The sequence below is a fragment of the Xanthomonas sp. AM6 genome, from assembly GCF_025665335.1.
Lineage (GTDB): Bacteria > Pseudomonadota > Gammaproteobacteria > Xanthomonadales > Xanthomonadaceae > Xanthomonas_A.
Genome location: NZ_CP106869.1, coordinates 4,225,513 through 4,240,322, shown reverse-complemented (window position 1 = coordinate 4,240,322; position 14,810 = coordinate 4,225,513). Strand labels below are relative to the sequence as shown.

The 14,810-nt window shown below is 72.5% G+C and carries 10 protein-coding genes; 2 read left to right on the top strand and 8 right to left on the bottom strand.

The window, feature by feature from the left end; all coding sequences use genetic code 11:
• Positions 1-271: 271 nt before the first annotated feature.
• Positions 272-2,365 (bottom strand): TonB-dependent siderophore receptor, encoded by a 2,094-nt coding sequence (locus OCJ37_RS18130; protein WP_263111086.1) that lies wholly within the window; start codon positions 2,363-2,365, stop codon positions 272-274.
• A gap of 571 nt (positions 2,366-2,936) precedes the next feature.
• Positions 2,937-3,554 carry a hypothetical protein gene (locus tag OCJ37_RS18125; protein ID WP_263111085.1) on the bottom strand — a complete coding sequence of 206 codons (618 nt, stop codon included), beginning with the start codon at positions 3,552-3,554 and terminating at the stop codon, positions 2,937-2,939.
• A gap of 213 nt (positions 3,555-3,767) precedes the next feature.
• On the opposite strand from OCJ37_RS18125, the gene OCJ37_RS18120 reads away from it, so the two are divergent.
• Together OCJ37_RS18120 and OCJ37_RS18115 are read left to right on the top strand one after the other, a co-directional pair.
• The gene (locus tag OCJ37_RS18120; RefSeq protein WP_263111084.1) at positions 3,768-4,691 is read left to right on the top strand and encodes an oxygenase MpaB family protein; all 924 of its coding nucleotides are present in this window, start codon (positions 3,768-3,770) and stop codon (positions 4,689-4,691) included.
• Between the two features lie 97 nt (positions 4,692-4,788).
• A complete protein-coding gene (locus OCJ37_RS18115; protein ID WP_263111083.1) occupies positions 4,789-7,782 on the top strand; it encodes a bifunctional diguanylate cyclase/phosphodiesterase in 2,994 nt (997 codons plus the stop codon).
• Here the strand turns inward: OCJ37_RS18115 and OCJ37_RS18110 are convergent.
• The 6 genes from OCJ37_RS18110 to OCJ37_RS18085 form a co-directional block, all read right to left on the bottom strand.
• On the bottom strand, positions 7,772-8,785 hold the full coding sequence (locus OCJ37_RS18110) for a Rieske 2Fe-2S domain-containing protein (RefSeq protein ID WP_263111082.1): 1,014 nt from the start codon (positions 8,783-8,785) through the stop codon (positions 7,772-7,774). The genes OCJ37_RS18115 and OCJ37_RS18110 overlap by 11 nt on opposite strands.
• A 196-nt stretch (positions 8,786-8,981) precedes the next feature.
• Positions 8,982-10,169, bottom strand: a complete 1,188-nt coding sequence (locus OCJ37_RS18105; protein ID WP_263111081.1) for a GGDEF domain-containing protein — start codon at positions 10,167-10,169, stop codon at positions 8,982-8,984.
• Positions 10,170-10,545: 376 nt separating this feature from the next.
• The gene (locus OCJ37_RS18100) at positions 10,546-11,652 is read right to left on the bottom strand and encodes a hypothetical protein (RefSeq protein ID WP_263111080.1); all 1,107 of its coding nucleotides are present in this window, start codon (positions 11,650-11,652) and stop codon (positions 10,546-10,548) included.
• Positions 11,649-12,830, bottom strand: a complete 1,182-nt coding sequence (locus OCJ37_RS18095) for an ATP-grasp domain-containing protein (protein ID WP_263111079.1) — start codon at positions 12,828-12,830, stop codon at positions 11,649-11,651. The genes OCJ37_RS18100 and OCJ37_RS18095 overlap by 4 nt, the downstream gene beginning before the upstream one ends.
• The gene (locus OCJ37_RS18090) at positions 12,823-13,671 is read right to left on the bottom strand and encodes an MBL fold metallo-hydrolase (RefSeq protein ID WP_263111078.1); all 849 of its coding nucleotides are present in this window, start codon (positions 13,669-13,671) and stop codon (positions 12,823-12,825) included. Before OCJ37_RS18090 ends, OCJ37_RS18095 begins: the two co-directional genes overlap by 8 nt.
• A gap of 160 nt (positions 13,672-13,831) precedes the next feature.
• Complete coding sequence (locus tag OCJ37_RS18085) at positions 13,832-14,809, bottom strand: NAD-dependent epimerase/dehydratase family protein (protein WP_263111077.1); 978 nt, start codon at positions 14,807-14,809, stop codon at positions 13,832-13,834.
• Between the last annotated feature and the right edge of the window lies 1 nt (position 14,810).

Below are 14,810 nucleotides of genomic sequence, written 5' to 3'. Positions count from 1 at the left end.
CACTGTGGGACTTCAGTCCCGACTGCTGCCGAAGCCGGGCGATGGACGGCTTCGTTCGTGCGGATGAAAACCACTCCTGCAGAAATCTTGCGGCGAACTCGCGGGGCGCACTGTAGGAGCGGCTTTAGCCGAAATCTCGCGGCGAACTCGCTGAGTGCACTGTAGGAGCGGCTTTAGCCGCGACAGGCAGCCTGAACCGCCGCCAATCCCACCTCCGCGCGTCGCGACTGAAGTCGCTCCTACAGGGGGCACGCAGCGGAAGGGAACGCGCCTAGTAGTCCACGCCCACCGAGAACAGCAGCGTGCGCGGGTCGCCCAGCGCCACCGCGCGCTGCAGGCCGCCGGCGTAGTAGTCGTGGTCGAACGCGTTCTTCAGGTTCAGCGCGTAGCGCAGGTGGCCCTGGCGGTAGGCCAGGCCGGCATCGAACACCACGTAGCCGGGGATGCGGTGGCCGTAGGCGGTCTTCTCGCCTTCGGCGCGCGCGCCGCCGCTGACGGTCCAGCCGTCGTCCACCCCGTGCGGCGCGTACTGCAGCCACAGCGAGCCGCTGTGCCTGGGCACGTTGTACAGGCGGTCGCCGACGGTGGTGACGCGCTGCGCGCCATCGTCGGTGACCACCGCGTCGGTGTAGGCGTAGCCGGCGAACAGGCTGAGCCCGCTGCCCAGGTCGGCGGCGGCGTTGAGCTCCACGCCGCGGCTGCGCTGTTCGCCGACCGCGATGCTGTAGCCGTCGTTGAGCGGATCGCTCTGCAGCACGTTGCGCCGGCGCAGGTCGTACAGCGCCATGCTCAGGCTGGTGCCGGCGTCCAGTTCCATCTTCACCCCCAGTTCCACCTGGCGGCCGCGCTCCGGATCGAACTGCGCGCCCTGCACGTCGGTGCCGACGTTCGGATAGAACGAGGTGGCCACGCTGGCGTAGGGGCGCAGCCCGCCGCCGGCATCGAACATCAGTGCCGCCGAGCCGGTGGTGACGCTGGCGTCGTTGCGCGCGTCCACGCCGGTGAGGCGGTCCTCGCTGCGGTTGCGGCTGCGGTCGTGGCGCAGGCCCAGCAGCAGTTGCCAGTCCGGCGCGAACTGGATGCGGTCGCGCAGGTACAGGCCGCCGGAGGCGACCACGCTGAGGTTGTCGCGGGTGGGCGTGGCCGGGCAGGTGATCGCGCCGCCGTAGACCGGCGCGTAGATGTCCAGCGTGCCGACCCGGCAGGTGGACTGCACGTTCCATTCCCAGGTCTTGAACGCGTCCACGCCGGCGGTCAGCGTGTGCTGCCAGGCGCCGGTGGCGAAGCCGCCTTGCAGATACGTGTCCTGCACCCAGGTGCGGCCGTCGTAGTGCTGGTCGGTGGCGGTGCGGCGCAGCGTGCGCAGGTCGGCGGCCAGGCCGTTGTTGGCGATAAAGAAACCGTCCAACCCGAACTCCTGCCAGCGCGCGGCGTGGTGCAGGGTCCAGCCGTTATCGAAGCGGTGGTCCAGCACATAGCCGACGCGGCTCTGGTGGCTGTGGTAGGGCGGCTGGGTGGGCTCGCCGGTGAACAGCGAGCGGTCGATCCTGCCGTTCGGATTGGCTTCGGCGCTGCCTTCCCACGGCAGGCCCTGCTGGCGGATGTAGTCGCGCTCCTGGTAACTGGTGAGGATCACGAAATCGGTGCGCTCGCCCAGGTCCAGCGACAGCGACGGCGCGATCCAGCGGCTGCGGAAGTACACGTGGTCGGTGGGGTCTTCCGAATTCATCGCCAGGCCGTTAAGCCGCAGCGCGGCCTTGCCGTTGGCCGACAGCGGCTGGTTCAGGTCGAAGCTGCCCTGGCGCAGGCCGTCGCTGCCGGCTTCCAGTTCGGCGCGGCGCAGCGGCTGCCGCTCGGGGCGCTTGCTGATCAGGTTGACCAAGCCGCCGGGCAGGACCTGGCCGTAGAGCAGCGAGGCCGGCCCCTTCAGCACTTCCACCTGCTGCATGCCGAACAGCTGTTCGGCGACGCGGTTGTTGGCCGCGGTGCGCAGGCCATCGACGAACAGCGAGTCGGAGGCGGTCTGGCCGCGGATGATCAGGTCGTCCCAGCCGCGCCGGCCGAAGGTGTTGGCGACCACGCCGGACACGTTGTGCAGCGCATCGGCCAGGGTCTGCGCCTGCTGGCTGTCCAGCAGCGCGCGCGGCACCACGGTGATCGAGAACGGAGTCTGCGCCAATGGCGCGTCCGACTTGTCGGCGTGCGCCGGTGCGGTGCTGCGGAAGCCGTCGTCGGCCGCCTCGGCGCGGACCTGCACCGTGGGCAGCGCGGTGGCCTGCGCGGCATCGGCGATGTCGGTCGCGCGCGCAGGAGCGGAAGCCGCCATGCCGAGCAGGCAGGCGAGCGGGAGGGGATGCAGTTTCATCGGGACCGTGGGGTAGAGGCGGGGAGGGCTAATCGAGAATGATTATATTTCGCGAAGAGGGTTTTGCGAAGCGTCCGCGGCCGGCGCGGCGTGTACCGGTTTCGAGTGTTCGTGGCTCCGGCAGCCCACGGGTGCCGGCCGACGCCGCGGGCGTGGAAGGCGGTCCGGTCGCCCCCGGCGCATCGCTTCGGCGACATGGTTGCAGGCCAGGTCCAGGTGCGCTTCCACGCGGCAGCGCCGCAGGCGCGGATGCGGGCAGCGGGAAGACGCGGCGCCGTTGCCGGCGTTGCGATGGTCGTGGCGACGCGGAGACGGCATGCGCCGCGCAGGCGCACGTGCAGGAATGCCGCGCCTACATGCGGTCATCCCGCCGCGAACGGCAGCGGCTTCAGCTCATGGCGTGCGTGCGATCGGCGGCAGCGTGCGGCGACGTCGCGGCAGGCAGCGGCGACGGAGGTGGCGACGACTGCGGAACGGACTGCGTGGCAGCGCGGAAAGCCCGACATCCGCTGCGCAGCGCCGCAGCGCGCTCGTATGCGCGCCGCAGCGGGAAACGCGTGCCGCAGCCGGCTCAGCCGGCGACGCGGAACACGCCGGTCTGGCCGCCGGGCGGCAGGCCCTCGAACTGGGTCAGCGCGGCGACCAGTTCGGCATGCAGGCGGATGCGGCCCATCTCGCGCATGATGCGGATGTCCTCGTGGCGCAGTTCGCGGTTGGCGACCACCTCGCGCTTGTATTCGAGGATCTCCGGATACTTGCGCGCCATGTTCAGCGCATCGGCCACGCACTCCACCGTATCGGCGTCGACGGACAGCGGCTCGCGGCTGTTGAAGGCGGTGAGCCAGCGCTCGAAGCCGGCGGTGCGGTCGAACATGTTGGCGATGAACCAGATCACGAACAGGATCGCGACCCAGGAACTGAACACGATGACGACGCGCGAGAAGGTCACGTGGTAGTCGTGCTGCCACAGCTGGTTGGTGATGACCCCCAGGATCACCAGCGAGATCGCCTGCCAGCCGACGATCGAAGCCACCAGCCATTGCTGCTTGGCCTTGGCCAGCAGGTCGACTTCCGAGCGCAGCTGGGCCTCGCTCTTGTGCTGCCAATGCGCGACCTGTTCGGGGAACGAGCGCTGGTGCAGCGCGTTGTCCTCCAGCAACAACCCCAACCCCTTGAACAAAGCGATCATGACAGGCTCCTTGCAGATGCGGTGACAGGCGGCGACGCCCTTGGCAATCTTGAAGCAGCTTCTTTCTAGCACACCGGCCGCGATAGGCATGCTGCATCTGCACAACGGGCGCGGCGGCATCCGCCCGCGCCGACCGGTCCCGGCGCAGCACCCGCGCTGCGCGCGGCAGCGCGGTTTGCGCGGCGCATGCATGCCGCTCGCTACCATGGCGCGATGACCGCCATGCTGCGCACGCTCACCGCTCCCGCCACCGCCCAGATCCGCCGTTGGGTGCTGGGCGCGTTCCCGCGCGGCCACAGCAGCATCGATTACGACCAGCCGCGCGGCGACGCCGGCCTGTTCGGCCCGGACAGCGTCACCTGGCGCATCCATGCCGAATTCCCCGGCATGCTCTCCGGCGGGCTGTGCGCGTTGCTGCTGCAGACCCTGCATCCGCTGGCGCTGGCCGGCGTGTACGACCATTCCAATTTCCGCGACGATCTGGTCGGGCGCCTGCGCCGCACCACCCAGTTCGTCGCCGCCACCAGCTACGCGCCGCAGGCCGAGGCGCAACGGCTGATCCAGCGCGTGCGCACGATCCACGCCCGGATCCGCGGCCGCACGCCAGACGGCCGCGCCTATGCCGCCGACGATCCGGCGCTGCTCACCTGGGTGCACGTCACCGAGGCCTACGGCTTCCTGCACGGCTACCGCCGCTATTGCCGCCCGGTGCCCGAGCCCATCGCCGACCGCTACTACGACGAAGTGCGGCGCGTGGCCGAGGCGCTGGGCGCGCAGGCGGTGCCGGCGTCCGAGCGCGAAGTGCAGGCCTACTTCGCGCAGCTGCAACCGCAGCTGCGGGTGGACGCGCGCTCGCGAGGTGCTGGCGGTGCTGGCCGGGTTGCGCCTGCCGGTGCCGGCCGCGGGCCTGTCGCGCGACCTGTTCCTCGGCGCCGGCGCGGCGCTGCTGCCGCCCTGGGCCACGGCGATGCTCGGACGCGGGCGCCTGCAAGGCGTCCGCGCAGCGGCGTCGGCATGGGTGCTGCGCGGGCTGGCGCCGCTGTTCCGCATCGCGCTCAACGACGGCATCGCGCAACGCGCCTGCCGGCGGGTGGGGATCGCGCCGCAACAACTGGCGCGCTGGCCCGACTGAGATAGCGGCTCGGCGGCACCGGCGAACCTAAACGGCGCAGGCAACTGCGGAGCACCCGGCGCGGTCAAGTTCGCCGCCGCCGTGCCGCTCTAACCATGACCTATGCCGCGCCGCTTCTCCGCCACCCCCAAGACGCGCGATCTGCGCTTCAGGCAACGCCTGCGGCGTGCGTTGCGTGCGCCACTGCACGCGATCCTGGTGTGGGGTCTGCTGTTGGCGGTGGCGATGGCCTGCGCGCTCGTCTATGTTCTGGTGCAGGACCGCGACAACCGGCTGGCGGCCGCGCAGCGGCAGAGCCTGGCGCTGGCGACCAGCGCCGACCGCCTGCTGCAGATGAAGCTGCACATCCTCGGGCAGGCACTGCGTGGCGAGGCGGCGAATGCACAGGCCCTGCGCGCGGAGATCCCGGCGCGCGCGCCGGCGCTGGTCGAGGCTTCGCTGCAGCGCCTGCTGGCCCGGCATCCGGAACTGCACAGCGTGGCCCTGCTGGATGCGCAGGGCGCGCGCTGGCTCGGCGGTGCGAGCGATCCCAGCGTGCGCCAGTGGGCGCGGCAGGCGCAGCGCCAGAGCGCGGATGTGTTCGTCGGACCGCTGCAGCGCACCGCCGACGGCGAGCCGGTGGTGCGCCTGGCGTTGCCGTTGGCCTCCGGCGGCTGGGTGCTGGCGCGCTGGCGGGTTGCGGCGCTGCAACCCATCGTCACCGGCTTCGATACCGGGCACGACGGCGTGGTCGGCCTGATCGACGCCCAGGGCCTGCTGCTGACCGCCAGCGGCCCGGTTGCCGGTGGCCGCGTGCAACTGCCGCCGGACCTGGCCCGGTCTCAGCCGCAGGGCCTGGCGCTGGGCATGCGCGAAGCGATGATCGGCCACCAGGCACGGATGGTGGCGATCAGCGGCGGGCGCGACTATCCGCTGCTGGCGGTGGCCGGGCTGTCGGTGCGCGAGGCGCTGGCGGGCTGGTGGTGGTTCGTCGGTGGCGCGGGCGCGGTGTACCTGCTGTATCTGGCCGGGTTCATCTATCTGCTCGGCAGCCTGCGCCGTGCCGAGAGCCGCCAGCGGCATCTGCTGCAACGGCTGCGCCGCGGCGACGAGGATCTGCGCCTGGCGCACGAGATGGGCGGCATCGGCACCTGGCAGATCGACACCGACCAGCGCCAGCTGTCGCTGGCCGAGCCCACGGGGACGATGCTGGGACTGCCGCGGATGAGCATGACGGTCGACGCGTTCCTGGCCCGGGTGCACGACGACGACCGCGAGCGGGTGGCGCGCTGCTACGAAGACGCCGTGCACGGAGGCGGCGAGTACAACGCGGTGTACCGCATGCACATGCCGGACGGGCGCCTGCGCTGGCTGGCCGCGCGCGGCGCGCTGGTGCAGGGACGCGACGGGATGTGCATGACCGGTGCGGTGCAGGACGTGAGCGAGCGGCTGGAGGTGGCGGCGCGGCTGCTCGATGCCGAGCGCCAGTTCCGGCTGATGTTCGAGCGCAACCCGCTGCCGTTCTGGATGTTCGCGGTGGACAGCCTGCGCTTCCTGGAAGTGAATCAGGCCGCGATCTGCCAGTACGGCTACAGCCGCGACGAGTTCCTGGCGATGACCTTGCTCGACTTGCGACCGGCCGGCGATGCCGAGCGGCTGCTGGCTGACGTGCGCAAGCCGCGCGAGGGCTTCGACGAGCCGAGCATCTGGACCCACCGGCGCAAGGATGGCAGCCTGCTGTCGGTGCGCGTCCACAGCGCCGACCTGGAGCTCGGCGGCGCGCCGGCGCGGCTGATCCTGGCCGAGGACGTCAGCCAGCGCCTGGCCTACGAGCGCGAACTCGCGTTCCGCGCCAGCCATGACGTCACTACCGGGCTGCTCAATCCGCGCGCGCTGGCCGAGGCGCTGAACGCACGGCCGCAAGCCGCCTACGCGGTGGCCTACGTGCAGCTGCGCGGCCTGGCGCTGATCGGCGACACCCTGGGCCGCGCCGCCGGCGATGCGGTGCGCTGCGCGGTGGCGACGCGCCTGCGCGGGCTCGGCGAGCGCTTCGGCCTGACCGCCTATCAGCCATCGCAGGACTTCGTGCTGGCGGTGCTGGATCCGCAGCAGCTGCCGCAGGCGCTGCAGGCGCTGCTTGAGGCGGTCTCCACGCCGGTGCAGGGCGGCGACTTCGCCCTGCAGCTGCAGGCGCATGTCGGCGTGGCGCTCTGTCCGGACGATGCCGCCGGCGCCGAGGAGGCCATCGGCAGCGCCGCGCAGGCGGCGCACGCGGCGCAGGCCGACGGGCGCGGCATCGCCCGCTTCGAGCGCAGCATGTCCGCGCGCATCGGCGAACGCCTGCGCCTGGCCGGGCGCATCCGCCAGGCGATCGAGCGGCAGGAATTCGAGCTGTACTTCCAGCCGGTGGTGCGTGCCGACACCGGCGCGCCGCGCCTGCTGGAGGCGCTGATCCGCTGGCCGCAGGCGGACGGGAGCCACATCGCCCCGGATCAGTTCATCCAGCTGTGCGAGGACACCGGGCTGATCCTGCCGCTGGGCCGCTGGGTGATGCGCGCCGCGGCGCAGGCGCGGCGGCAGCTGGCGGCGCAGGGTTGGCCGGCGCTGCCGGTGGCGGTGAATGTCTCGGCGTTGCAGTTCTTCGATGGCGACCTGGTCGCCGACCTGGCACAGGCCTGCTCCGATGCCGGCCTGGCCGCCGACGGCCTGCACCTAGAGCTGACCGAAAGCAGCCTGATGCGGCAACCGCAGCAGGCGCTGGAGGTGCTGCGGCAGCTGCGCGCGCTCGGCGTCTGCGTGGCGCTGGACGATTTCGGCACCGGCTTTTCCAGCATGGCCTACCTGCGCGACCTGCCGCTGGATGCACTGAAGATCGATCGCAGCTTCGTCGCCGACGTGCATCGCGACGCGCGCAATGCGTCGATCTGCGAGGCCCTGCTGACGCTCGGCCGCAGCCTGGGTCTGGAAGTGGTGGCCGAAGGAGTGGAAAGCGCCGAGCAGTTGCAATGGTTGCGGGCGCATGGCTGCGACCATGTGCAGGGCTACCTGATCGGGCGGCCGGTGCCGTTGGCGCAGGCGATCGACGCGCTCGGCATGTCCGACGCGGTCACAGCATGAGGTCGATGGACTGCTGCGCGCCGGGCGCCGGCAGCGGCTCGCCGTCCCAGTAGCGGCGCAGCGGCTCGCGCACCAGATCGAGTGTGGTCGAGGCGCCGCGCACGCCGGGAAAGCGCTGCAGGTTGCGCGATTGCAGCGCGAGCATGCGCCGGTCCTGTTCGCCGACCTTGCGCAGCAGCGGCCATACCAGCCAGCGCACCGCCCACGCCGGCGCCCAGCGCCCGTCCACGTGCAGGCTGGCGAACACCTCGGTGCTGCGCGGACCGACCGGGGTGAAGTGCAGGCTGATCCGCACGCGGCCGCCGCGCGCGTAGCGGTATTCGATCTGCGCGGTGCCGGGCGCGGCGAAATGCGCGCGCTCCAGCGTGCGCGGCGATTCGAACAGCCGGTACAGCCAGCCGCTCTGCGCGGCGGCGCCGCTGTAGTCGACGTGGAAGCCGCCGGCGCTGGTCTGCAGGCAGGCGCGCATCGGCGTGCGCGCGCCGCCGCGGCGCACCAGTCCCGGATGCAGCAGGTGGGTGTGCAGCGGGTCGAGGAAGTTCTCCAGCGCATCGACCACGTGCGCGTCCCAGCGCGTGCGCCACAGGAAACGCCGCGACGGCGGCTGCAGCGCCTGCACCAGTTGCGCGGGCGCGGCGTCGCCGGCGGGATCCGGGCGCAGCCAGATCAGCCCGTCGTGCTCGCGCGCGGCGAATGCGCGTACCCGCACCGCCGGCGGCGCCTGCCCGGGCGGCATGCCGGGAATCTCGCGCAGCGCGCCGTCGCGGTCGAAGCGCCAGCCGTGGTACGGGCAGGCCAGGCCGTCGCCGGTGGCGCAGCCGGCCGACAGCGGCGCATGCCGGTGCGGGCAGCGGTCCTCCAGCGCGAGCAGGCTGCCGTCGGCGCAGCGCGCGATCGCCGCGTGCCGGTCCATCACCGTCACCGCCAGCGGCCGCCTGCGCAGCGCGTCGGCGCGGGCCACGGCGAACCAGTGTCGGTACAGCGAGGGATGCCAGTCGGTCATGGCCGCTAGCGTCGCATGCGCGGCGCATCGGTGCCTGGATCGATGCGCCCGATGGTGCACGCTGGGCGGCAGGCGGCGCGGCGCCGCTGCGGTGCTCGGCCTGCGCTGCGCTGTCGCGCTGTGCTGCGCTGCTGTTCCGGTGCGCGCGGTCTCATTGCTGCAGCGCGGATGCAGGCACGCTGTGTGCCGCGGGGCGCTAGGCGACGACCGTTCCGGTCACCCGGTTGCGCCCGCCGCGCTTGGCCGCGTACAGCGCCTGGTCGGCGATGAGGACCAGCTTCTGCCACTCGACCTGCGCCTGCGCCGAGATGCAGTAGCCGATGCTGACCGTGCAGGCGACCGGGGCGCCGGACGGGGCCACGATCTCCTGGCGCTCCACCATGCGGCGCAGGCGTTCGGCGATGTCGCGCACCACCGCTTCGTCGCCGTGCGGGACCAGCACCATGAACTCCTCGCCGCCCACCCGGGCGAGCAGGTCCGGGCTGCGGATGTGCCGCGCGAGCGTGTCGGCGATGGCGACCAGGACCTGGTCGCCCGCGGTGTGGCCCAGGCGGTCGTTGATGCTCTTGAAGTGGTCGACGTCGATCATCAGCACCGCGATCGGCGAATTCCTGTCGCGCGCCCTCTGCGTGGCCGATTCGCCCTTTTCCCACATGACGCGACGGTTGGCCACGCCGGTGAGGGCGTCCTGCGAGGCGTGGCGAATCAGTTCCGCATGCATCTGCCGGGTCAGCATCCACAGGAACCCGGGGGTGATGATGGAGGTCAGCACCATGCGCGAGAGCAATCCGAACGTCGAGGTCGGGTCGTGGCCGGTGTCCGCGGACGGGTTGAACGACCACCACGCGATGCGCAGCAGCAGCATGAAGGCCCACAGGAAGTGGAAGGCGGCGGTGAAGCGCGCCGCCGTCCGCGCGGTCGCGTCGGCATGGCGCCACAGGGCCACGCCGGTGGCGACGGTCAACAGGCCGCGCAGGGCGCAGCCGAAGATCACCATGATCCGGAGATCGACCCCGCCCTGCTGCAGGCAGTAGATCTCCGCCAGGCCGATGAGCGCCACCGGTACCAGGATCCGCGTCTGCACCAGGGGCCGGCGCAGGTAGGCGTTCACCGCCACCAGGGTCAACACCGTGGCCAGATCGAGCGTCAGGTTGCCGAGCAGTACCACGTTGGCGTCGTACACCGGCAATGCCGGCAGCAGCAGGATGCCGAAGCCGACGGCGAAGGTGCCGTAGCTCAGGCCAAGCAGCAGCAATCCGCGGACGGGCGTCGCCTTGCGTCCGGTCCAATGGATGGCGAGGAACACCGCCGCCGACACCGCCGCCAGCAACGCATTGACGATCAGCAGGGTGCCGGCGTGCGCCAGGTGCGCGATCCACTCCACAGGGCCCCCGATCCGCGGCAGTAAACGATGTTCAGATGCCGCCCAGGACAGGGCGACGCAGGTGCGCTGGCGGCGCGGCGACAGCCGATGCATCGGCTTGAACGCGCCCGATGTTCCGGCCTGCCTGGCGAAGGAACGGCGGCGCCGTGAGCGTGGTGCGCGGACACGGGACAGGCCGGCGAGAAACATCGTTTAGGTCCATCGTGGTCGTGCCGCGAACGAATGCCGAATTATCGGCGGCACAGGCGAAGTCTTTAGCGATTCCCGGCGCGATCGGGACCGGCCGCGGCGCTCCCGGTCGGATGGATCGGGTCGCATGCGCCGCCAGCGGTCCTGCGTTTGCCTGCAGCGCCGGGATGGGTCCGGGCGACGCCGTTCAGAGCCGGTAACGGCGCATGAGCGGCACGCCGATGCGTTCGGTCAGCGCGCCGAGCGCGGCGATCGGCTGGCGCCGGCGCAGCGGCAGGTGGCGCGCGTCCACCGCGCTGTATTCGATCACCGGCGTGCCGCCGCGCTGGCGCTTGAAGGTGGCCGCGCCGGCGCTCTGGTTGAGCCGGCGGCCATGGCGCAGCGCGTGTTCGAAGCCGCAGGCGGTGAGCGTGCGGTACAGCGCCAGCCGCTGCGGCTGGCGCAGGTCGTAGCCGACGATCGGCGCGGTCAGCGTCCCGCCGATGCCGAACAGGCCGGTGATGCAGGCCAGTTCGCCGCTGCCGTCGCGAAAGCCGTCGAAGCGCAGCAGCCCGGCGCGGTGCCAGGCGCGCAGGAAGTCGGCGTGGTAGGCCGGATTGCAGTGCGAATACTTGTCCAGGTACAGCTGCGCGTACAGCGCGGCGATGCGCGGGTAGTCGGCCTCGCCGATGGCGTCGTTGCCGCAGCGCTGCAGGTCGGTGCGCGCGGTCAGCTTCAGGTCGCGGGCCAGGTCGCGGTGGCGCAGCAGCCGCGGCCAGTCCTCGTACAGATAGACCTGGCGGCTGCCGATCAGGGTGAAGCCCTGCGCCTGCAGCGCGTCCAGCCAGTGCGGCGTGTCCACCCGGTTCAACGAGCGGAACCACAGCGCGTGGTCGGGCCAGCGTGCGCGCGCGGCATCGAGCAAGGCGCCCAGGCCGTCGGGCGGCAGCGGCGGATACAGGTTGGTGGACAGCAGCCAGTTGTTGAGCGTGACCGCGCGGTCGATCCGCGCCCAGTCCAGCCATGCGCCGATGCCGCCGCACAGCCCGCGCAGCGGCGCGGCCAGCGCGCGCGGCAGCAGGCGCGCGGCCTCCTCGGCGGCGTAGTCGGCATAGGTGGTGCGCGGCGAGCACACCCATGCATTGCCCGGGTGCGCCTGGCCCACCGTCACCGGCATCGCCAGCGTGCCGGCCTGCAGCATCTCGATGCGGGCGTGCAGGTTGCTGGCCACGCTGCGCGCGTCGCGGCCGGCATGCAGCGCGGCGAAGCGCCGCGCCTGCGTCGCGTAGTCGTCAGCGGCTTCGGCGGCGGTCATGGCGGCGGCAGGGCTTCGCCGTCCCATTCGGTGTCGCGGGTGGAGGCCTCGCGCAGCGTGCAGCGCTGGGCCAGCGCCAGCCGCGCATGGCTGCCCAGGTCGCGCAGTGCGCCGGCCAGCGGGCGCCGGTCGCCGCGCGGCGCCAGCACGTCGTCGGCACGGGCGTAGTCCTCGCGCCAGCGGCGCAGTCGGCCGTGGCGCAGCGCCGCCGGCAGGGCGACGCCGAGCATCAGCGGGCCGAGCATCGCCGCGCGCGTGGCCGCCGGGCGCACCACCGCCGCCGGATCGCGGCAGCTGCCGTCCAGCGCCGCGACCAGCGCGTCGCTGGCGGCGAACAGGTGCAGGCCGCTGGTCGCGCGCGGGTTGCATTCGATCACGCTGCAGCGGCCCTGCGCCGAGACGATCCAGTCGAAGGAGATCTGTCCGCTGAAACCGAGCTTGCCGACCAGCTGCGCGGTGAAGCGTTCGATCTGCGGCGACGGCGCGGCTTCGAAGTAGTAGCTGGAACTGCGCTGCAACCGGTAGCGCGGCCGGTACACCGCATGCGCCAGCAGCACGCCGTCGCGCGCCACCGCGTACGAGCAGCGCTCCTCGCCGGCGCAATAGCGCTGCGCGACCCAGTCGCCTTGCTCGGGCAGCGGCGGCGCGGCGGCGGGCAGGCCATCCGGATGCACCCGCACGTGCACGCCGAAGCGCGAGTATTCCGGCTTCAGCACCAGCGGCGCGCTGCCGGCCCACGCGCGCGCCTGCGCCAGGCTGCGCACCTGCGCGCTGTCGGGCACGTCCACCTCGGCATCGAGCGTGCGCGCGAGCTGCAGGAACTGCCACTTGCTGTGCAGCGCGCGCAGCGTGTCGAAGGCGTCCACCAGCACGTCCAGCTGCGCCGGCAGCGCCTGCCGGTAGCGCGCCAGGTAGAACACTTCCTCGCAGGTCGGCAGCAGCAGCGCGATGCGGTGGCGCGCGACCAGCGCATTGAGGTCGGCGATGTAGGCGGCCGGCGCGTAGCGCGCCGGGGCGATGCGATGGCTGGCGGCGACCGCGCGCGACCAGCCGGAGATGCGGCAGGCCACGCTGTCGGCCAGGTGCACGCGCCAGCCCTGCGCGGCGAAGCGCCGCGCCAGGTCCAGCGCCACCGGCGCGCGCGCGCCGGTGATCAGCAGCGCCGGCGCGCTAGCCATCGGCGGCCGCGCGCGCGGCCGGCCGCCATTGCCGGCAATGCGAGGGCACCAGGCGCAGCGCCGGTTCGGCCAGGCGCAGCGCGTGCAGCCGCGCCAGCGTGTCGCGGTAGACGCGGTGCTCGCCGAGCAGGCGGGTGACCAGCGCCGGCGGCGGCGTGCCGTCGGCGAGCGCGGCGCTGGACCAGGCCGCATCGGCGATGAGGAACACCGGCCCGTGCGCATCCTCGAACCACAGGCCGTAATGGCCGGGCGCGTGCCCGGGCAGCGGCACCAGCAGCACGCTGCCGTCGCCGAACAGGTCGCGCGGCGCGCCGAAGTCGCGCAGCGCCGCGGGCGCCGCGCCGACGGGCAGGTCCTCGAACCAGTGCATGCGTTCGCGCGCGCCGCGCAGCAGCGCCGGCAGGAAGCCTTCGCGCAGCGCGGCCAGCCGCCCGCGCCGCTGCAGGTCGTCCCAGGCCTGCCGCGCGCAGGCGATGCGCGCCTGCGCGAAATCGGCCACGCCGCCGACGTGGTCGCCGTGGAAATGCGACAGCACGATCCAGCCGATCGCCGCCGCATCGATGCCGTCGCGCGCCAGCTGCTCGCGCAGCGACTGGCCCGGCGCCAGGTGCACCGGCGTCAGCACCCGGTACAGGCGCTCGGGAAAATGCGCGGTGGCGTCGAGGAAGTGCCGCGAGTAGCCGGTGTCGAACAGCAGGTTGCCGTGCACCGGATGCTGCAGCAGCGCCGCCAGCGCCGGGAACTGGCACGGCGCCAGCGCCGCGCCGCGGCGCGTGGCGCGCTCGGGATGGGTGCAGTGCCCGGCTTCGTACAGCCTCCAGCGCAGCGTCGGCGCGCTCATGCCCGTCCTCGCCTGGCTGCGCGATGCGTGGGCGATGTTTCGGCCGCGGCGCTCTGGCGGGCAAGCCCCGCCGAGACAGAAGCCGCTCCCGCACTGACGCGTGCGCATGCGTCGCCGCACGATGCCGCGCATGCCCAATCCGGACGCTGCCGCGGCGGTCTCATCCGCGCGCCAGGGCCGCGATCCCGGCCTCGGTGGACAGCACCGGCGCGTAGCCGAGTTCGCGGCGGGCACGGCCGATGTCCAGCGTCTGCGAATAGCCGAGCACGCCGATCCCGTAGCGGCTCAGCCGCGGCTCCGGTTGCCCGCGGCGGCGCAGCGCGATCTGTTCGCCGACCGTGGCCAGCGCCAGCGCCAGGCGGCGCGGCACCGGCAGCAGGCGCACGCGCAACCGCAGCGCCGCGAACAGTTCGGTGAGCAGGTCGCGCACCGCGATCGGCGCGCCGTTGCTGATGTTGTAGGCGCGGCCGTCGCCGAACTGCTCGGCGCGCAGCGCGGCCAGCGCGGCGGCCACCGCGTTCTCCACGCAGCACACGTCGATCATCGCGCGGCCGCCGTGCACCAGCGGGAACCAGCCGCGCTGCGCCACCGCCAGCAGGCGCGGCACGATCGCGTTGTCGCCGTGGCCGAACACCGCGCGCGGGCGCAGCACCAGCGCCGGCAGCCCGGCCGCGGCGGCGGCGCGCACCTTTTCCTCGGCTTCCCACTTGGTCTGCGGATAGCCGCCGATCCAGCGCGGCGGCGGGGTGAAGTCCTCGGTCACCTGGTACTGGTCGGCGAAGCGGAAATAGATGCTCGGCGAACTGAAGTGCACGAAGCGGCGCACCTGCGCGCGCTGCGCGGCGGCGAGCATGCGCTCGGTGGCGACCACGTTGGCCTGGCGGAACACCTCGGCGCTGGCCCAGGGCGCGGACAGCGCGGCGCAGTGGATCACCGCCTCGCAGCCGTGCAGCAGCGACGCCAGGTCGTCGCGGCACAGTTCGGCGCGGACCACGTCGATGCGCGGATCGCCGGCGAAGGCGGCCAATGCCGCGGCATTGCGGCCGCTGGCGCGGACCTGCGCGCCTTGCGCGGCGAGGGCGCGGACGATGTGCGCGCCGATGAAGCCGGAGGCGCCGGTGACCAGGATGCGCGCCATG